The sequence below is a fragment of the Pseudomonas sp. M2(2023) genome, assembly GCF_030263955.1.
Lineage (GTDB): Bacteria > Pseudomonadota > Gammaproteobacteria > Pseudomonadales > Pseudomonadaceae > Aquipseudomonas > Aquipseudomonas asiatica.
Genome location: NZ_CP127114.1, coordinates 1,285,235 through 1,301,491, shown reverse-complemented (window position 1 = coordinate 1,301,491; position 16,257 = coordinate 1,285,235). Strand labels below are relative to the sequence as shown.

Annotated in this window: 20 protein-coding genes; 10 read left to right on the top strand and 10 right to left on the bottom strand. The window is 62.3% G+C overall.

Annotation, left to right across the window (positions count from 1 at the left end):
• Positions 1 to 35 precede the first annotated feature (35 nt).
• From arsC to QN085_RS06070, 3 genes are read left to right on the top strand one after another with little or no spacing between them, the layout of a single operon-like run.
• A complete protein-coding gene (gene arsC / locus QN085_RS06080) occupies positions 36 to 389 on the top strand; it encodes an arsenate reductase (glutaredoxin) (RefSeq protein ID WP_013971351.1) in 354 nt (117 codons plus the stop codon).
• The gene (gene wrbA / locus QN085_RS06075) at positions 386 to 991 is read left to right on the top strand and encodes an NAD(P)H:quinone oxidoreductase (RefSeq protein WP_013971350.1); all 606 of its coding nucleotides are present in this window, start codon (positions 386 to 388) and stop codon (positions 989 to 991) included. Before arsC ends, wrbA begins: the two co-directional genes overlap by 4 nt.
• Positions 984 to 1,397 (top strand): DUF2069 domain-containing protein, encoded by a 414-nt coding sequence (locus QN085_RS06070; RefSeq protein WP_013971349.1) that lies wholly within the window; start codon positions 984 to 986, stop codon positions 1,395 to 1,397. The genes wrbA and QN085_RS06070 overlap by 8 nt, the downstream gene beginning before the upstream one ends.
• A gap of 102 nt (positions 1,398 to 1,499) precedes the next feature.
• Here the strand turns inward: QN085_RS06070 and QN085_RS06065 are convergent, their stop codons facing one another.
• Both QN085_RS06065 and ttcA read right to left on the bottom strand, forming a co-directional pair.
• Positions 1,500 to 2,171: a DNA-3-methyladenine glycosylase I gene (locus QN085_RS06065; RefSeq protein ID WP_004375485.1), complete on the bottom strand. Its 672-nt coding sequence runs from the start codon at positions 2,169 to 2,171 to the stop codon at positions 1,500 to 1,502.
• A gap of 4 nt (positions 2,172 to 2,175) precedes the next feature.
• Positions 2,176 to 3,000, bottom strand: coding sequence for a tRNA 2-thiocytidine(32) synthetase TtcA (gene ttcA / locus QN085_RS06060; protein ID WP_012270926.1), 825 nt, complete (start codon positions 2,998 to 3,000; stop codon positions 2,176 to 2,178).
• Between the two features lie 262 nt (positions 3,001 to 3,262).
• Between ttcA and QN085_RS06055 the strand changes: the two genes are divergently transcribed.
• The gene (locus tag QN085_RS06055; RefSeq protein ID WP_003252385.1) at positions 3,263 to 3,862 is read left to right on the top strand and encodes a Yip1 family protein; all 600 of its coding nucleotides are present in this window, start codon (positions 3,263 to 3,265) and stop codon (positions 3,860 to 3,862) included.
• A 132-nt stretch (positions 3,863 to 3,994) separates the two neighbouring features.
• Complete coding sequence (locus QN085_RS06050; RefSeq protein WP_013971347.1) at positions 3,995 to 4,489, top strand: SprT family zinc-dependent metalloprotease; 495 nt, start codon at positions 3,995 to 3,997, stop codon at positions 4,487 to 4,489.
• 170 nt (positions 4,490 to 4,659) lie between these two features.
• Here the strand turns inward: QN085_RS06050 and fpr are convergent, their stop codons facing one another.
• Positions 4,660 to 5,439 (bottom strand): ferredoxin-NADP reductase, encoded by a 780-nt coding sequence (gene fpr / locus QN085_RS06045; protein ID WP_004375483.1) that lies wholly within the window; start codon positions 5,437 to 5,439, stop codon positions 4,660 to 4,662.
• Between the two features lie 121 nt (positions 5,440 to 5,560).
• Between fpr and finR the strand changes: the two genes are divergently transcribed.
• Positions 5,561 to 6,487, top strand: a complete 927-nt coding sequence (gene finR / locus QN085_RS06040; protein WP_285689891.1) for a LysR family transcriptional regulator FinR — start codon at positions 5,561 to 5,563, stop codon at positions 6,485 to 6,487.
• Here the strand turns inward: finR and QN085_RS06035 are convergent.
• The 3 genes from QN085_RS06035 to QN085_RS06025 all read right to left on the bottom strand — a co-directional run bounded on the left by QN085_RS06035 (position 6,484) and on the right by QN085_RS06025 (position 8,362).
• Positions 6,484 to 6,849: a diacylglycerol kinase gene (locus QN085_RS06035; protein WP_004375479.1), complete on the bottom strand. Its 366-nt coding sequence runs from the start codon at positions 6,847 to 6,849 to the stop codon at positions 6,484 to 6,486. The two genes, finR and QN085_RS06035, sit on opposite strands and share 4 nt — an antisense overlap.
• A gap of 73 nt (positions 6,850 to 6,922) precedes the next feature.
• Positions 6,923 to 7,573 (bottom strand): response regulator transcription factor ErdR, encoded by a 651-nt coding sequence (erdR, locus tag QN085_RS06030; RefSeq protein WP_013971345.1) that lies wholly within the window; start codon positions 7,571 to 7,573, stop codon positions 6,923 to 6,925.
• A 78-nt stretch (positions 7,574 to 7,651) separates the two neighbouring features.
• Positions 7,652 to 8,362, bottom strand: a complete 711-nt coding sequence (locus QN085_RS06025; RefSeq protein WP_013971344.1) for a tRNA-uridine aminocarboxypropyltransferase — start codon at positions 8,360 to 8,362, stop codon at positions 7,652 to 7,654.
• A 221-nt stretch (positions 8,363 to 8,583) separates the two neighbouring features.
• Between QN085_RS06025 and QN085_RS06020 the strand changes: the two genes are divergently transcribed.
• Positions 8,584 to 9,003, top strand: a complete 420-nt coding sequence (locus QN085_RS06020; protein ID WP_013971343.1) for a quorum-sensing-regulated virulence factor family protein — start codon at positions 8,584 to 8,586, stop codon at positions 9,001 to 9,003.
• 13 nt (positions 9,004 to 9,016) lie between these two features.
• On the opposite strand, the gene QN085_RS06015 is transcribed toward QN085_RS06020, so the two are convergent.
• Complete coding sequence (locus QN085_RS06015) at positions 9,017 to 9,226, bottom strand: hypothetical protein (protein WP_013971342.1); 210 nt, start codon at positions 9,224 to 9,226, stop codon at positions 9,017 to 9,019.
• 162 nt (positions 9,227 to 9,388) lie between these two features.
• On the opposite strand from QN085_RS06015, the gene QN085_RS06010 reads away from it, so the two are divergent.
• Positions 9,389 to 10,507, top strand: coding sequence for an LOG family protein (locus QN085_RS06010; RefSeq protein WP_015269216.1), 1,119 nt, complete (start codon positions 9,389 to 9,391; stop codon positions 10,505 to 10,507).
• A gap of 49 nt (positions 10,508 to 10,556) precedes the next feature.
• On the opposite strand, the gene recX is transcribed toward QN085_RS06010, so the two are convergent.
• From recX to QN085_RS05995, 3 genes are all read right to left on the bottom strand, one after another.
• Complete coding sequence (recX, locus tag QN085_RS06005; RefSeq protein WP_015269215.1) at positions 10,557 to 11,027, bottom strand: recombination regulator RecX; 471 nt, start codon at positions 11,025 to 11,027, stop codon at positions 10,557 to 10,559.
• Positions 11,028 to 11,048: 21 nt separating this feature from the next.
• Positions 11,049 to 12,116 (bottom strand): recombinase RecA, encoded by a 1,068-nt coding sequence (gene recA, locus QN085_RS06000; protein WP_013971339.1) that lies wholly within the window; start codon positions 12,114 to 12,116, stop codon positions 11,049 to 11,051.
• 103 nt (positions 12,117 to 12,219) lie between these two features.
• Positions 12,220 to 12,702, bottom strand: a complete 483-nt coding sequence (locus QN085_RS05995; protein WP_013971338.1) for a CinA family protein — start codon at positions 12,700 to 12,702, stop codon at positions 12,220 to 12,222.
• A gap of 271 nt (positions 12,703 to 12,973) precedes the next feature.
• Between QN085_RS05995 and mutS the strand changes: the two genes are divergently transcribed.
• The gene (mutS, locus tag QN085_RS05990) at positions 12,974 to 15,547 is read left to right on the top strand and encodes a DNA mismatch repair protein MutS (protein ID WP_024086401.1); all 2,574 of its coding nucleotides are present in this window, start codon (positions 12,974 to 12,976) and stop codon (positions 15,545 to 15,547) included.
• A 140-nt stretch (positions 15,548 to 15,687) separates the two neighbouring features.
• Positions 15,688 to 16,011 carry a ferredoxin FdxA gene (gene fdxA, locus QN085_RS05985; RefSeq protein ID WP_004375459.1) on the top strand — a complete coding sequence of 108 codons (324 nt, stop codon included), beginning with the start codon at positions 15,688 to 15,690 and terminating at the stop codon, positions 16,009 to 16,011.
• The last annotated feature ends 246 nt before the right edge of the window (positions 16,012 to 16,257 follow it).

Sequence of the window (16,257 nt, the reverse complement as noted above, 5' to 3'; positions counted from 1 at the left end):
GAATAGCCGCCACACCCTGCTGGATGCGACCCGACATGACCGACCTCACGCTCTATCATAACCCGCGCTGCTCGAAATCCCGCGGCGCCCTGGAACTGCTCGAAGCTCGCGGCCTGGCGCCGACAATCGTGCGCTACCTCGAGACCCCGCCCGACGCGGCCACCCTGAAGTCTCTGCTCGGCAAGCTGGGCATCGCCCCGCGCCAGCTGCTGCGTACCGGCGAGGACGAGTACGAGGAGCTGAACCTGGCCGACCCGTCGCTTACCGACGCGCAACTGATCGACGCCATGGCCCGGCACCCCAAACTGATCGAGCGGCCGATCTTCATCGCTGGCGACAAGGCCGTAGTCGGCCGACCACCCGAGAAAGTACTGGAGATCCTGCCGTGAGCGAGCCCTACATCCTGGTGCTGTATTACAGCCGCCATGGGTCGACCAGCGAGATGGCCCGGCACATCGCCCGCGGCATCGAGCTGGCCGGCATGGAAGCCCGCCTGCGCACGGTACCGGCGATTTCCACCGAGTGCGAAGCAGTGGCCCCGGACATCCCTGCCAATGGTGCGCTGTACGCCACCCTGGATGACCTGCGCCACTGCGCCGGCCTGGTACTGGGCAGCCCGACCCGCTTCGGCAACATGGCGGCGCCGCTCAAGTACTTCCTGGATGGCACCAGCAGCCTGTGGCTGGGCGGTGAACTGGTCGGCAAGCCGGCAGGCGTGTTCACCTCTACCGCCAGCCTGCACGGCGGGCAGGAAACCACTCTGCTGTCGATGATGCTGCCGCTGATGCACCACGGCATGCTGGTGATGGGCCTGCCGTACAGCGAATCGGCATTGCTCGATACCCGTGGCGGCGGCACCCCGTATGGCGCCAGCCATCATGCTGGCGCCGATGGCAAGCGCGAGCTCGACCAGCACGAGATAGCCCTGTGCCGCGCCCTTGGCCAACGCCTGGCGACCACTGCAAAGGCCCTGGAGGCTGCACGTGGCTAAGAAGCCCAAGGTATTGCCGCCGCTTGAGTGGCTGGCGCCTCGCCTGCGCCTGACGCGGGCGCTGAGCCTGGCATTCTTCTTCGGCCTGATCGCCCTGCTGGTGGCGAACAACCTGTGGTTCGCCAACCTGCACGGGGCGCGGGTCGAGGTGATCCTGGCGATCGAACTGGTGCCGTTGCTGCTGTTGCTGCCGGGCATGCTGACAGGCAGCGCCCGGGCACATGCCTGGAGCTGCTTCGTGGTGAATATCTATTTCATCAAGGGCGTGCTGGCGGCGTTCGACCCGGCGCGGGCGGTATTTGGCTGGGTTGAAGTACTGGTGAGCCTGGGGCTGTTCATTTCCGGGCTGCTGTATGTGCGCTGGAAGTTCCAGCATGAGCGGCGCATGGCGGGCGAAGGCAGTTAGATTCTTCGCGGGCTTGCCCGCTCCCACAGGGTTCGCGCCACACTTGAGGTCGGCGCTGTACCTGTGGGAGCGGGCATGCCCGCGAAGGGGCCAGCACAACTCTCAATGGTTGACGGTATGCGCCAGCATCACCGACAACTGGCACAGCGGCCGCCCACTCTCCGCATGCCACTGGTTGAACGCCTGCTGCACCAGGGCCAGGTCCCGCTGGCTGGTCGGCGGCTTGTCGACCACCTTCTGCGCAATCAACGCCGCAGCCATGTCATCGGTAGGGATGAACGTGTCCTTGCCGACCATGCGCAAGAAACGCGGTGCCGACAACCCGCCCAGCTGGTTGCCGTGCTTGGCCAGGTACTTCCACAAACCGACGATGTCGGTCACCGGCCAGTCGGCGATGAAGGCGCCGAAACTGCCCTTCTCCTTGGCCACGTCAAGAACCATCTGCGCATTGCGCGGCACGCTCTTGAGCTTGCCCAGGTGGCGAATGATGCGCTCGTCGTGCATCAGCCGCTCGAGGTGCTCGGCGCCCATCAATACCACCTTCTCCGGGTCGAAGCCGAAGAACACCTGCTCGAACGCCGGCCACTTGGCATCCACCAGGCTGTGCTTGAGCCCGGCGCGGAACACGCGCAGGGCCAAGGTCGAAAGGTAGCGGTCGTCGCTGATATCACGCAGTTGCGCCGGTGTGCGCGGCTGCGGCAGGAAGGCCTCCAGGGCCTGAGCCGAGCCGAAGCGGTTCAGGCAGTACTCGTGCAACCACTGGTAATCGCGCATGGGCTCAGATGTTCAGCACGTCAAGGAAACGCGGAGTGGCATTCTCGTCGATCTTCAGGCTGGTGAAGTCGAACAGGTTGCGGTCGGCCAACTGCGACGGTGCCACGTTCTGCAGGGCACGGAAGATGCTCTCGGTACGCCCCGGGTGCTTGCGCTCCCACTCCACCAGCATGTCCTTGACCACCTGGCGCTGCAGGTTTTCCTGCGAACCGCACAGGTTGCACGGGATGATCGGGAATTCCTTCATGTCCGAGTAGGCCTGGATATCCTTCTCGCTGCAGTAGGCCAGCGGGCGGATCACCACATTGCGGCCATCGTCGGCGCGCAGCTTCGGCGGCATACCCTTGAGCGCGCCGTTGAAGAACATGTTGAGGAAGAAGGTTTCGACGATATCGTCGCGGTGGTGCCCCAGCGCCATCTTGGTCGCGCCGATTTCGTCGGCAAAGGTGTACAGGGTGCCACGGCGCAGGCGCGAACACAGCGAGCAGGTGGTCTTGCCCTCGGGGACAAGCTCCTTGACCACCGAATAGGTGTCCTTCTCGACAATGTGGTACTCGACACCCAGTTCCTTCAGGTAGGCCGGCAGCACATGCTCGGGGAACCCCGGCTGCTTCTGGTCCATGTTCACCGCGACGATCTCGAACTTGATCGGTGCCACCTTCTGCAGGTGCAACAGAACGTCGAGCATGGTGTAGCTGTCCTTGCCGCCGGACAGGCAGACCATGACCTTGTCGCCATCCTCGATCATGTTGTAGTCGGTGATGGCTTCGCCGGCGAGACGACGCAGGCGTTTTTGCAGTTTGTTCTGGTTGACCGAGAGGGTGCCCATAGCGCTTGGATCCGCGAGGTGTGACAAAAGCCGACTATTTTACGCACAAACGCGGCGGCGCTGTAGGCATTCCGATAAAGACTTCATTGTAATCAACAGCGCGCCTTACAGCGCAATTTGCTCTAAAAAGCACGGTTTATGCGGGTAACCGCTTCCTATACTGCGACATAAGGCCACATTACCGCTTGCTTCGGTGTTCGGGCCTAGGGCCGCTTGCGCTCCATCTGGGGGGCGTTTGGCAACATTGAGAGGAGTGATCGGCATGATTCATCACGTTGTGGGGCTGTTTACCCATCCCGACCAGGAATGGCGGGAAATTCGTGGCGAAGAAGAAACCATCAGCCACATGTACCTGACGCACACCCTGATCCTGGCTGCGATCCCCGCCGTTTCGGCGTTCATCGGTACAACCCAGGTCGGCTGGGTAATCGGCGACCGGCCAGCGGTGATGCTGACCATGGAAAGCGCCATCTGGATGAGCATCATGTCGTACCTGGCGATGCTTGCCGGGGTGGCGGTAATGGGGGCGTTCATCCACTGGATGGCCCGCACCTATGATGCCAACCCGTCCATGGCTCAGTGCATCGCCTTTGCCACCTACACCGCCACACCGTTGTTCATCGGCGGCCTGGCGGCGCTGTACCCTCACCTGTGGCTGGGCATGCTGATCGGCACGGCCGCCATCTGTTACACCGTGTACCTGTTGTACGTCGGTTTGCCGACGTTCATGAACATACCGTCCGACGAAGGCTTCCTGTTCTCCAGCTCGGTGCTGGCGGTAGGCCTTGTGGTACTGGTGGCGATCATGGCCGCCACGGTGATCATCTGGGGACTGGGCGTGGGGCCCGTCTACACCAACTAGAACAGACTCGACCAACACTGGGGCATCAAACCTGGGGCCGCCGCAAGGCGGCCTCTGGCTGTGCGCTGACCGGTGGCTCGGCAGGTTGCCCGGGGTTGCGGCATAATGTCCGGTCAGGAGAACCACCCCGCCATGCCCGAGCTGCTCAGACAACGCGTCGAAACCTGTTACCAGCAAGCTGAAACCTTCTTCAAACGCCCCTTCCCACGCCCGGAAATCAGCTTCAAGCTGCGCGGGCAAAAAGCCGGCGTCGCCCACCTGCACGAGAACCTGCTGCGCTTCAACCTGCAGCTTTACCGCGAAAACCAGGAAGACTTCCTGCGCCAGACCGTGGCCCATGAGGTGGCGCACCTGGTGGCCCACCATCTGTTCGGCGACCGAATCCAGGCCCATGGCGAAGAGTGGCAGCTGATCATGCGCGGGGTGTATGAACTGCCGCCCAACCGTTGCCACAACTACGAAGTGCAAAGGCGCGTGGTGACCCGCTACATCTACCGCTGCCCCTGCCCGCAGAGCGACTTCCCGTTTACCGCGCAACGACACAAGCTGGTGCGCCAAGGGCGGCGCTACCTGTGCAAGCGGTGTCGGGAGATATTGGTGTATAGCGGCGAGACGCGCGTCGAATAGATTGTGTCTTGCCTGTTCCGGCCTCTTCGCGGGTAAACCCGCTCCCACAGGGGTACCACTGCCCTGTGGGAGCGGGTTTACCCGCGAAGAGGCCAGTGCTGGCGATATATGAATCACAGGCACAAGAAAGGCGACCCCAGGGTCGCCTTTCTTGTGCATCAGCCTGCGCCTTACTTCTCGACGAAGGCTCGCTCGATCAGGTAGTCACCCGGCTCGCGCATGCGCGGGGAAATCTTCAGACCGAAGCTGTCCAGCACTTCGCTGGTTTCGTCGAGCATGCTCGGGCTGCCGCAGATCATCGCGCGGTCGTCCTGCGGGTTGATCGGTGGCAGGCCGATGTCGCTGAACAGCTTGCCGCTGCGCATCAGGTCGGTCAGGCGGCCCTGGTTCTCGAACGGTTCACGAGTCACGGTCGGGTAGTAGATCAGCTTGTCGCGAACCGACTCACCGAAGAACTCGTTCTGCGGCAGGTGCTCGGTGATGAACTCGCGGTAGGCCACTTCGTTCACGTAGCGCACGCCGTGCACCAGGATCACTTTCTCGAAGCGCTCGTAGGTTTCCGGGTCCTGGATGACACTCATGAACGGTGCCAGGCCAGTGCCGGTGCTCAGCAGGTACAAGTGCTTGCCCGGGTTCAGGTCGTCGAGTACCAGGGTACCGGTAGGCTTCTTGCTGATGATGATCTCGTCGCCTTCCTTCAGGTGCTGCAGCTGCGAGGTCAGCGGACCGTCCGGCACCTTGATGCTGAAGAACTCCAGGTGCTCTTCCCAGTTCGGCGAGGCGATGGAATAGGCGCGCATGAGCGGACGGCCGCTTTCTTGTTGCAGGCCGATCATCACGAACTGACCGTTCTCGAAGCGCAGGCCCGGGTCGCGGGTGCACTTGAAGCTGAACAGGGTGTCGTTCCAGTGGTGCACACTGAGGACACGTTCGTGGTTCATGTTGCTCATTTAATGGGGCTCCTGAAGAAAGACGCGGCGCGCGCAAGACGCGCAGTTGCGCGATAGTTTAGGGGCAGCGACAATATCTGTTAACTGGATTATCAAGATATGTGTTATCGGTTATATCGATATGCGATTTACACTTCGTCAACTGCAAGTCTTCGTTGCCGTGGCCCAGCACCAGAGCGTTTCCCGCGCCGCCAGTGTGTTGGCCTTGTCGCAGTCGGCCGCCAGCACCTCGATCACCGAGCTTGAGCGACAGTCCAGCTGCCAGCTGTTCGACCGGGCCGGCAAGCGCCTGAGCCTCAACGCCCTGGGCCAGCAACTGTTGCCGCAGGCAGTGGCCCTGCTCGACCAGGCCAAGGAAATCGAAGACCTGCTCAACGGCAAGTCCGGTTTCGGCTCGCTGGCAGTCGGCGCCACGCTGACCATCGGCAACTACCTGGCCACCCTGCTGATCGGTAGCTTCATGCAGGTGCACCCGGAAAGCCAGGTGAAGCTGCATGTGCAGAACACCGCGCATATCGTGCAACAGGTGGCGCATTACGAAATTGATCTGGGTCTGATCGAAGGCGATTGCAACCACCCGGACCTGGAAGTGCAGCCCTGGGTCGAGGACGAACTTGTGGTGTTCTGCGCGCCACAGCATCCGCTGGCCAAACTGGGACGCGCCGATGTACAGACCTTGTCCCAGGAGGCGTGGATCCTGCGCGAACAGGGCTCAGGCACGCGCCTGACTTTCGACCAGACCATGCGCCACCACCGCACCAACCTCAACATCCGCCTGGAGCTGGAACACACCGAAGCCATCAAGCGCGCGGTGGAATCGGGCCTGGGCATCGGCTGCATCTCGCGCCTTGCCCTGCGTGACGCCTTCCGCCGCGGCAGCCTGGTAGCGGTGGAAACCCCGGAGCTGGACCTGATGCGCCAGTTCTACTTCATCTGGCACAAACAGAAGTACCAGACCTCGGCCATGCGCGAATTTCTCGAACTGTGCCGCAACTTCACCGCGGGTTTCACACGCAGTGACGAGATCGTGTTGCCACCGATCGCTTAAAGCAGGATCACACCCCACACCAGCGCCACCATGGTCAATGCCACCAGTTGCGCGGCGCTGCCCATGTCCTTGGCGTTTTTCGACAGCGGGTGGCGCTCCAGCGAAATACGATCGATGGCTGCCTCCACCGCCGAGTTGAACAATTCGACGATCAAGCCCAACAGGCACACGGCGATCATGATTGCACGCTCTGCACGGCTGACCGGCAGCCAGAAGGCAATCGGGACCAGCAGCACGTTGAGCAGCACCAGTTGGCGGAACGCGGCCTCACCCTTGAAGGCAGCGCGCAGCCCATCCAGCGAATAGCCGGCGGCGTTGAAGATACGTTTGAGGCCAGTCTGGCCCTTGAATGGCGATGTCATGTGAGTCACTTCACAGCGGAAAGGCCAGCAGACTAGACCGGCACGGGTAAAAAAAGCGTGAAGCCACGCCCACTCAGCTGCTGGCAACCGATTCAAGTTGTTGCAGCAACAACGCCGCCTGGGTGCGGGTACGCACACCCAGCTTGCGGAAGATCGCCGTCACGTGAGCCTTGATGGTTGCTTCCGACACGTTCAGCTCATAGGCGATCTGTTTGTTCAGCAGCCCTTCGCAGACCATGGTCAGCACCCGGAACTGCTGCGGCGTGAGGCTGGCAAGGCCTTCGCTGGCGGCCTTGGCTTCGGCCGAGACATCGACCCTTTCGAACGCCTGCGGCGGCCACCAGACCTCACCATCGAGCACCTTGCGCACTGCATCCTGGATCACTTCCAGGGTGCTGGACTTGGGAATGAAGCCACTGGCGCCAAATTCGCGGGACTTGACCACCACTGCAGCCTCTTCCTGCGCCGATACCATCACAACGGGGATCTGCGGGTATTGCCCGCGCAGCAGCACCAGCCCGGAAAAACCATAGGCACCCGGCATGTTCAAGTCCAGCAACACCAGGTCCCAGTTGTCTTTTTCGCTCAGACGGGTTTCCAGTTCGGCAATGCTGGCAACTTCTACCAGGCGTACATCCGGGCCCAGGCCGAGGGTAACGGCCTGGCGCAAGGCGCCACGAAACAGCGGGTGGTCATCGGCAATCAGGATTTCGTAAGTGGCCATCGATCTGGGGATCCTGTTCTGTGTCGGGCACTCGGGTAAGGGTCATTATGAACCAAAGCAGGGGTTGTGCCCCTTGGACTATAGGAAGGTATGCAAACGCTGGTGGGTGTCGTCCTGCTCGTCCAGCGGCAGACGACGCTTGCCGCTCAGGTAATGCAGGCTGAAGACATCCAGGTAGGCGTCCAGCGCCTGCGAGGCCTGGGTATCGCCGGCAAGGTCCAGGCACATGGCCGCGACTTCCGCGGTACAGAAGTGATCATCGCGCTTGGAGCGGCGCAGGCGGTAGCGGGACATCTGCTCGGCCTGCAGGCTCAACACCGGGAAGCGATCAAGGTACGGGCTTTTGCGGAACATCTTGCGCGCTTCGGTCCAGGTGGCATCCAGCAGGATGAACAGCGGACGCTTGCCGGGCTCACGCACTACCTCGCTGACCACTCGCTCCTGGGCAACGAATTCGCCGGGGAAGACGATGTAGGGCTGCCAACGCGGGTCGTCAAGCAACGCCAGCAAGCGTTCGTCTACCGAAGTGCGCAGCCAGCCGAAAGCCGAGGTGTCCTCGATCAGGTCGGCAATCAGCCAACCGGTATTGGTGGGCTTGAGCGGCTCGGTGTCATGCATCAGCAGGCACACGCCGGACTCGGCCTGCACCCGGGGCTTCCAGGCGCACAGGCAATGAGTGGCAATGACCCGGCAATCGGGGCAGCGTTCGGCACGTGAACCACGGGCGATGAAGGGCTTGTTGCTGCGAGCCAGGCGTTCGGCGCGCAGGCGCGCTACCGCATGGCTCATGCCGGCAGGCCTCTGGACAGGTTGGGAATGGACACAAGGATGACTCGGAGAAAACTAAGGGCGCCAGTCTACCAGAACAGGGGGCAATTGCTGTGCAGGTGGCGACGCGGTCCTTATAATCGCTGCTTTTACCGTACCCCAGCCTCGCGCCTGCGCGATTTTCAGGGAACGCCGTCGACCTGCGCATGTCAAAGCGCCAGTCATCGAACCAGGAGAGATTCATGCTGCGCCGTATCGTCCCCGCCCTGAGCCTGTTGCTCGCCCTGCCTCTGGCAGCCCAGGCGGCTTCCAAGCAGGAATACGACCTGAACAACATGTTGCAGAAGGTTGCCAAAGAGAGCAGTGTCGGCACCCCGCGAGCCATCAACGAGGACATCCTCGATCAGGGTTACACGGTGGAAGGCAAGGCACTGGTCAACCACCTGAGCGTGCGCCAGGACCATGCCGCGCGCATGCAGGCCAACCCCGAACAGGTCCGCAGCCAGCTGGGTGATAGCGTCTGCCGTAACAGCGGTTTCCGTAACCTGATGTCCAAAGGCGCGGTGATGGTCTACCGCTTCACGGTATACAAGACCAACCAACCGATCATGGACCAGGCATTCGACAACGCCAGCTGCGTGGCCGGCAACAAGAAGAAGTAACCAGCTCGGATCGCTACGCCTTCTCGTCTTCACGGGCGCACCAGCGCCCCTCAGCGGCATCGGCGCGCATCTCTGCCAGCAGCGCCTGCAGGTAGCGCGACTGGCATTCCAGCCCCGACAGCCTGCGCCGACACTCGGCCTCCAGGCTCAGGTGATGCACCTGGGCCGCATTCTCCAGCTGCTGGTAAAGCTGCCGGTCAACTTCGATGATCAAGCGATGCATACCGCCACCTCCTGCATCGACACGTTTCGCTTTACCCAGTTAACCAAACCCGCATTCCCCGTGGCTGCATGCCGACGGGCGGCTGTGGCGAACACCCCCGGCAGGATTGAGCGCAAGGGTCTAGATTGAGGTCAGAGGTATAGGTGCAGAAGGAGACGTTGCATGCCTTACCAATCGAGTGAACTGCTGTTCAGCCATTTCCGCGACAACAACATCGACCTGAGCAACATCGACGCACAACTGCAACTGGTGGCACCGAACAGCCCCAACCTGGCGCTGTACCGAGACATGATGCTGACCATCCTGCGCATGGCCCATGACGACACCGACCGCTGGAGCGCCAAGATCACCCTGCAGGCCCTGCGCGAACTGGACCACTCGTTCCGCACCCTGGAACGCTACAAGGACCGCCGCAAGGTGACCGTGTTCGGCTCGGCGCGCACCCCGCTGGAACACCCGATGTACGCCCTGGCCCGCGAACTGGGCGCAACCCTGGCGCGCTCCGACCTGATGGTCATAACCGGTGCCGGCGGCGGCATCATGGCAGCCGCCCACGAAGGCGCCGGCAGCGACCACAGCCTCGGATTCAACATCACCCTACCCTTCGAACAACACGCCAACCCCACGGTAGATGGCACCGACAAGCTGCTGCCGTTCCATTTCTTCTTCATCCGCAAGCTGTTCTTCGTCAAGGAGGCCGATGGCCTGGTGCTGTGCCCGGGTGGTTTCGGCACTTTGGATGAAGCATTGGAGGTGCTGACCCTGATCCAGACCGGCAAGAGCCCGCTGGTACCGGTGGTGCTGCTGGACTCACCAGGTGGCAGCTTCTGGCGCGACTGCCTGGACTTCATCAGCCGCCAACTGGAGGAAAACCGCTACATCTTGCCCAGCGACCTGAAACTGCTGCGCCTGGTGCACAGCGCTGACGAGGCAGTGGAGGAAATCAACCAGTTCTACAGCAACTACCACTCCAGCCGCTGGCTGAAGAGCCAGTTCGTGATCCGCATGCATCACCCGCTCAGCGAAGCGGCGCTGTATGACATCCAGGAAGGTTTTGCCGATTTGCGTTTGAGTGGCAAGTACCACCAGCAACCTGACAGCAGCGCCGAGCACGAAGTGGGCAACTTCAACCACCTGACCCGCTTGTCATTTGCCTTCAATGGCCGGGATCAGGGCAGGCTGCGCGAGCTGGTGGATTTCATCAACCTGCCGGAGAACTGGGCCAAGCCGCAGCCCATGCATACGACGCAGCGGGCCAGGGAGGCGTTGAAGGTCAGTTGATCGTGACACAGGTCCGCTCCCGCAAAGGACTGCAAAACGGCCCCAGCCCTCAGTAATCGTCGCGATCACGCCCACTGAGCAGCCGGCCGATCATGTCCATGGGGAAACCCCGGTAAGCCAGAAACCGGGTCTGCTGGGCACGGCCGCGGGGATCTTGCGGGCGCTGCCCGGCAAACTTGCGCTGCCATACGTCACGCATGCGCTCGCCCCAGTCCACCTCGCTCTCGCGTAGCGCCTGCTCGATATCAGCACGCGCCAAACCGCGCTGGCCTAGCTCTTCGCGAATACGCGCAGGGCCATAGCCGGAGCTTGAACGGTACCGGATGAAACTTTCGAGGTAGCGGGCTTCGCTAAGCAACCCTTCTTCGGCGAGCCGATCGAGTTCAGGCCCAATCAACTCGTCCGAAGCGCCGCGCTGACGCAACTTGCGCGTCAGCTCGACGCGACCGTGCTCACGTCGCGCAAGCAGGTCCATGGCTGTCCGCCGGATGGCGACGGGGGTGTCGAGTACGGCGGACATGTTCGGCTATCTACCGCGCAATCAATAGCCGGCGTCAGCGTCGGCCATGTCATCGGCATCGGCTTCGGCAGCAGCAGCCTTGCCAGCAGCCGCAACAGCACCAGCGGTCAGCAGCTTCTCGCGAATCTGCTTCTCAATCTCGGCGCCAATAGCCGGGTTCTCAGCAAGGTACTTCGCGGCGTTTGCTTTGCCTTGACCGATCTTGTTGCCTTGGTAGGCGTACCAGGCACCGGATTTCTCGACCAGGCCTTGGGAAACACCCAGGTCAATGATCTCGCCGTTACGGTAGATACCCTTGCCGTAGAGGATCTGGAACTCAGCCTGACGGAATGGCGGCGAAACCTTGTTCTTGACGATCTTGACGCGGGTTTCGCTACCGACCACCTCGTCGCCTTCCTTGACCGCACCGGTACGGCGAATATCCAGACGCACCGAGGCGTAGAACTTCAGGGCGTTACCACCGGTGGTGGTTTCCGGGCTGCCGAACATCACACCGATCTTCATACGGATCTGGTTGATGAAGATGACCAGGCAGTTGGCGTTCTTGATGTTACCGGTGATCTTGCGCAGCGCCTGGGACATCAGGCGCGCCTGCAGACCCACGTGCATGTCACCCATCTCGCCTTCGATCTCGGCCTTCGGTACCAGGGCGGCCACGGAGTCGACGATGATCACGTCAACGGCGTTGGAACGCACCAGCATGTCGGTGATTTCCAGGGCCTGTTCGCCGGTGTCCGGCTGCGAAACCAGCAGGTCGTCGACGTTGACGCCCAGCTTGCCGGCGTACTCGGGGTCGAGGGCGTGTTCGGCGTCGACGAAGGCACAGGTGGCGCCGTTTTTCTGGGCTTCGGCGATGACCGACAGGGTCAGCGTGGTCTTACCCGACGACTCCGGGCCGTAGATCTCGACGATACGGCCTTTTGGCAGGCCGCCGATGCCCAGGGCGATGTCCAGGCCCAGCGAGCCGGTGGAGATGGCAGGGATAGCCTGGCGCTCGTGGTCGCCCATGCGCATGACGGCGCCCTTGCCGAATTGGCGTTCGATCTGACCCAGGGCCGCAGCCAAGGCGCGCTTCTTGTTGTCGTCCATTGAAATCCTCACGTGTTCGACTTGGCCCTGACGGCCGGAATACCTGTATAAGTAGCCAGTATTATTCCACAGGCAGGCGCCCGCGCAAACCCCTGTCGTCGATTTACTCGGCACCAAGCTGTAACAAGCCGTCTAACGCGGCGATCACCGTCTGTCGACGCACCGCCTCGCGGTCGCCGTCGAACTGGCGCCGCTCGCTGAATACATGGTTGCCATCGGCCCAGGCCAGCCACACGGTGCCCACCGGTTTGGCCGGCGAACCACCGTCCGGCCCGGCCACGCCGCTCACCGCCACGGCAAAGCGCGCGCCGCTGGCGGCCTGGGCGCCGCGGACCATGGCTTCGACCACTTCCTGGCTGACCGCGCCAACCTGGCCGAACAACGCTGCGGGCACTCCCAGCTGACGGGTTTTCTGGATGTTGGAATAGGTCACGTACCCAGCCTCGAACCAGGCCGAGCTGCCGGGCACGCGGGTGATGGCCTCGGCGATGCCGCCACCGGTGCAGGATTCGGCGGTGGTCACCTGCGCGTTGAAGCGGCGCAGGTGTTCACCCAGGCGGGTGGCAAGCGTAGTGATCGGGTCCATGTCGGGCTCCTTGGAGGCAGGCTTCTACCCTAGCATCTTGGTGAGGTGGGATGGGCGCCCGCTTCGGTCTCGCACATCACTTGTTCCAGGCCACTACCGGCCACGGCAGGGGCGCCGGGCGGAATATCGCAGGTACAGCCCGCCGGGTAGCCGTGTTAACCTATGCGGCTTGAAAATCCGGTGGGTCTCGGCGTCGCGCATGCAACACAGAACGCCCCAATTTGCCCCACAATATTGAGACCTACTTTCTAAGCCTTTGATGAATAAAGCAATTTCCGATTTTTCCGCACACACCCCAATGATGCAGCAGTACTGGAAGCTGAAGAACCAGCACCCGGACCAGCTGATGTTCTACCGCATGGGCGACTTCTACGAGATCTTCTACGAAGATGCGAAAAAAGCCGCGAAACTGCTGGACATCACCCTGACCGCGCGCGGTCAGTCGGCCGGCCAGTCCATCCCAATGTGCGGGATTCCGTTCCATTCGCTGGAAGGCTACCTGGCCAAGCTGGTCAAGCTCGGCGAATCGGTGGTGATCTGCGAGCAGATTGGCGACCCTGCCACCAGCAAGGGCCCGGTGGAACGTCAGGTTGTGCGCATCATCACCCCGGGTACGGTCAGCGACGAGGCCCTGCTCGACGAGCGTCGCGACAACCTGATTGCCGCGCTGCTCGGGGACGAGCGCCTGTTCGGCCTGGCCGTACTGGACATCACCAGTGGCAACTTCAGCGTGCAGGAGATCAAGGGCTGGGAAAACCTGCTGGCCGAGCTCGAGCGCCTCAACCCGGTCGAGCTGTTGATCCCCGACGACTGGCCGCGCGACCTGCCGGCCGAGAAACGACCGGGCGCCCGTCGCCGTGCGCCATGGGACTTCGACCGCGACTCGGCGCGCAAGGCCCTGTGCCAGCAGTTCGCGACCAAGGACCTCAAGGGCTTTGGCTGCGACAAGCTGACCCTGGCCATCGGTGCCGCCGGTTGCCTGCTGATCTATGCCAAGGAAACCCAGCGCACCGCCCTGCCACACCTGCGCAGCCTGCGCCACGAACGCCTGGACGACACGGTCATTCTCGACGGTGCCAGCCGCCGCAACCTGGAGCTGGACATCAACCTGGCCGGCGGCCGAGACAACACCCTGCAGTCGGTGATCGACCGCTGCCAGACCGCCATGGCCAGCCGTTTGCTGAGCCGCTGGTTGAACCGCCCGTTGCGCGATCTCAAGGTGCTGCAGGCGCGCCAGGACTCGATCCGCTGCCTGCTCGACGGCTACCGCTTCGAGAAGCTGCAGCCGCAGCTCAAGGAAATTGGCGATATCGAGCGGATTCTCGCCCGTATCGGCCTGCGCAATGCCCGCCCACGCGATCTGGCACGCCTGCGCGATGCACTTGGGGCGCTGCCCGAGTTGCAGAATGCCATGGCCGAGCTGGAGGCACCGCACCTGGCGCGTCTGGCCGCCATTACCGGCACCTATCCCGAACTGGCTAGCCTGCTGGAGCGGGCGATCATAGACAACCCGCCGGCGGTGATCCGCGATGGCGGCGTGCTCAAGGCCGGCTATGACAACGAACTGGACGAGTTGCTGGCGATCAGCGAAAACGCCGGCCAATTCCTGATCGATCTGGAAGCGCGGGAAAAGGCCCGTACTGGCCTTGCCAACCTCAAGGTCGGCTACAACCGGGTGCACGGCTACTTCATCGAACTACCGACCAAGCAGGCCGAGCAGGCCCCGGGTGACTACATCCGCCGTCAGACCCTAAAGGGCGCCGAGCGCTTCATCACCCCGGAGCTGAAGGCGTTCGAGGACAAGGCACTGTCGGCCAAGAGCCGCGCCCTGGCACGCGAGAAGATGCTCTACGATGCCCTGCTGGAAACCCTGATCAGCCACCTGGCACCGCTGCAGGACAGCGCCGCCGCCCTGGCCGAACTGGACGTGCTCAGCAACCTGGCCGAACGAGCACTGAACCTCGACCTGAACTGCCCACGCTTCGTAGACGAGCCGTGCCTGCGCATCGAGCAGGGCCGTCACCCAGTGGTGGAACAGGTACTGACCACACCCTTCGTGGCCAACGACCTAGGCTTGGACAACAGCACGCGCATGCTGATCATCACCGGCCCGAACATGGGCGGTAAGTCCACCTACATGCGCCAGACCGCCCTGATCGTGCTGCTGGCGCATATCGGCAGCTTCGTGCCGGCTGCCAGCTGCGAGCTGTCGCTGGTCGACCGCATCTTCACCCGCATCGGCTCCAGCGACGACCTGGCCGGTGGCCGCTCGACCTTCATGGTCGAGATGAGCGAAACCGCCAACATCCTGCACAACGCCACCGACCGCAGCCTGGTGCTGATGGATGAAGTGGGCCGCGGCACCAGTACCTTCGACGGCCTGTCGCTGGCCTGGGCCGCCGCAGAGCGCCTGGCCCAGCTGCGCGCCTACACGCTGTTCGCCACGCACTACTTCGAACTCACCGTGCTGCCGGAAAGCGAGCCACTGGTGGCCAACGTGCACCTGAACGCCACCGAACACAACGAACGCATCGTATTCCTGCACCACGTGCTGCCTGGTCCTGCCAGCCAGAGCTACGGTCTGGCCGTGGCGCAGCTGGCCGGCGTGCCGACGGCCGTCATCCAGCGTGCCCGTGAACACTTGGCGAGGCTGGAAACCACCAGCCTGCCGCATGAACAACCCACGGCCCAAAAGGCCAAGGACGTGCCACAGGTCCCGCACCAGAGCGACCTGTTCGCCAGCCTGCCACACCCGGCCATAGAGAAGCTGGGCAAGCTGCAGCTGGACGAAATGACACCGCGTCAAGCTATCGAAATGCTATATCAACTAAAGAACCTGTTATAACGGCGCCCACTACAAGCTGGTAGAATCCGCCGCGGTTTGCTGGTGCTGCAGGTTATTAGCCTGGCCTGCAGCCACATACCCGTAAACCGCGCGGCCCTGAGAGGAAGGGCCGCCGCCGTCGCCTGAGGAGAGAATTAGAAATGACCTTCGTCGTCACCGACAACTGCATCAAATGCAAATACACCGACTGCGTGGAAGTCTGTCCGGTGGACTGCTTCTACGAAGGCCCGAACTTCCTGGTCATCCACCCGGACGAGTGCATCGACTGTGCCCTGTGCGAGCCGGAATGCCCAGCGCAAGCCATCTTCTCGGAAGACGAAGTGCCTGCGGGCATGGAAAACTTCATCGAGCTGAACGCCGAACTGGCGGAAATCTGGCCGAACATCACCGAGCGTAAGGACGCCCTGCCGGACGCTGAGGAATGGGATGGCAAGACTGGCAAGATTGCCGATCTGGAGCGCTGATAGCGTCCGGACACTAAAAAGGCCCTTTGGGGCCTTTTTTGTTTTCTGCGGGCAAAAAAAGGGGCGGTTTGACCCGCCCACATTTTTTCCGTAGTCCCTGCTTGTCCCAAACATCATCCTGATGAAATCGCGTCTTGCGATGTCCCTGGCTTTCCTCCTGAAAGCCTGTGCATGTCCCTGTGCACAGTTCGAATACTAGCGACTTGAGCCTGGCCGGCAACCGCGAAACCTCACAGGGTGTTGCAG

What these genes read in the sequence shown, in the direction of transcription:
- arsC (WP_013971351.1), top strand. Translation starts at nt 36, where the DNA reads ATGACCGACCTCACGCTCTATCATAACCCGCGCTGCTCGAAATCCCGC.
- fpr (WP_004375483.1), bottom strand. Translation starts at nt 5,439, where the DNA reads ATGAGCAACATGAACCACGAACGTGTCCTCAGTGTGCACCACTGGAAC.
- QN085_RS06035 (WP_004375479.1), bottom strand. Translation starts at nt 6,849, where the DNA reads ATGACATCGCCATTCAAGGGCCAGACTGGCCTCAAACGTATCTTCAAC.
- QN085_RS06025 (WP_013971344.1), bottom strand. Translation starts at nt 8,362, where the DNA reads ATGAGCCATGCGGTAGCGCGCCTGCGCGCCGAACGCCTGGCTCGCAGC.
- QN085_RS06065 (WP_004375485.1), bottom strand. Translation starts at nt 2,171, where the DNA reads ATGCGCGATTACCAGTGGTTGCACGAGTACTGCCTGAACCGCTTCGGC.
- QN085_RS06015 (WP_013971342.1), bottom strand. Translation starts at nt 9,226, where the DNA reads ATGCATCGCTTGATCATCGAAGTTGACCGGCAGCTTTACCAGCAGCTG.
- QN085_RS05995 (WP_013971338.1), bottom strand. Translation starts at nt 12,702, where the DNA reads ATGGACCCGATCACTACGCTTGCCACCCGCCTGGGTGAACACCTGCGC.
- ttcA (WP_012270926.1), bottom strand. Translation starts at nt 3,000, where the DNA reads ATGGGCACCCTCTCGGTCAACCAGAACAAACTGCAAAAACGCCTGCGT.
- QN085_RS06020 (WP_013971343.1), top strand. Translation starts at nt 8,584, where the DNA reads ATGCTGCGCCGTATCGTCCCCGCCCTGAGCCTGTTGCTCGCCCTGCCT.
- fdxA (WP_004375459.1), top strand. Translation starts at nt 15,688, where the DNA reads ATGACCTTCGTCGTCACCGACAACTGCATCAAATGCAAATACACCGAC.
- recX (WP_015269215.1), bottom strand. Translation starts at nt 11,027, where the DNA reads ATGTCCGCCGTACTCGACACCCCCGTCGCCATCCGGCGGACAGCCATG.
- erdR (WP_013971345.1), bottom strand. Translation starts at nt 7,573, where the DNA reads ATGGCCACTTACGAAATCCTGATTGCCGATGACCACCCGCTGTTTCGT.
- QN085_RS06055 (WP_003252385.1), top strand. Translation starts at nt 3,263, where the DNA reads ATGATTCATCACGTTGTGGGGCTGTTTACCCATCCCGACCAGGAATGG.
- recA (WP_013971339.1), bottom strand. Translation starts at nt 12,116, where the DNA reads ATGGACGACAACAAGAAGCGCGCCTTGGCTGCGGCCCTGGGTCAGATC.
- QN085_RS06050 (WP_013971347.1), top strand. Translation starts at nt 3,995, where the DNA reads ATGCCCGAGCTGCTCAGACAACGCGTCGAAACCTGTTACCAGCAAGCT.
- finR (WP_285689891.1), top strand. Translation starts at nt 5,561, where the DNA reads ATGCGATTTACACTTCGTCAACTGCAAGTCTTCGTTGCCGTGGCCCAG.
- QN085_RS06010 (WP_015269216.1), top strand. Translation starts at nt 9,389, where the DNA reads ATGCCTTACCAATCGAGTGAACTGCTGTTCAGCCATTTCCGCGACAAC.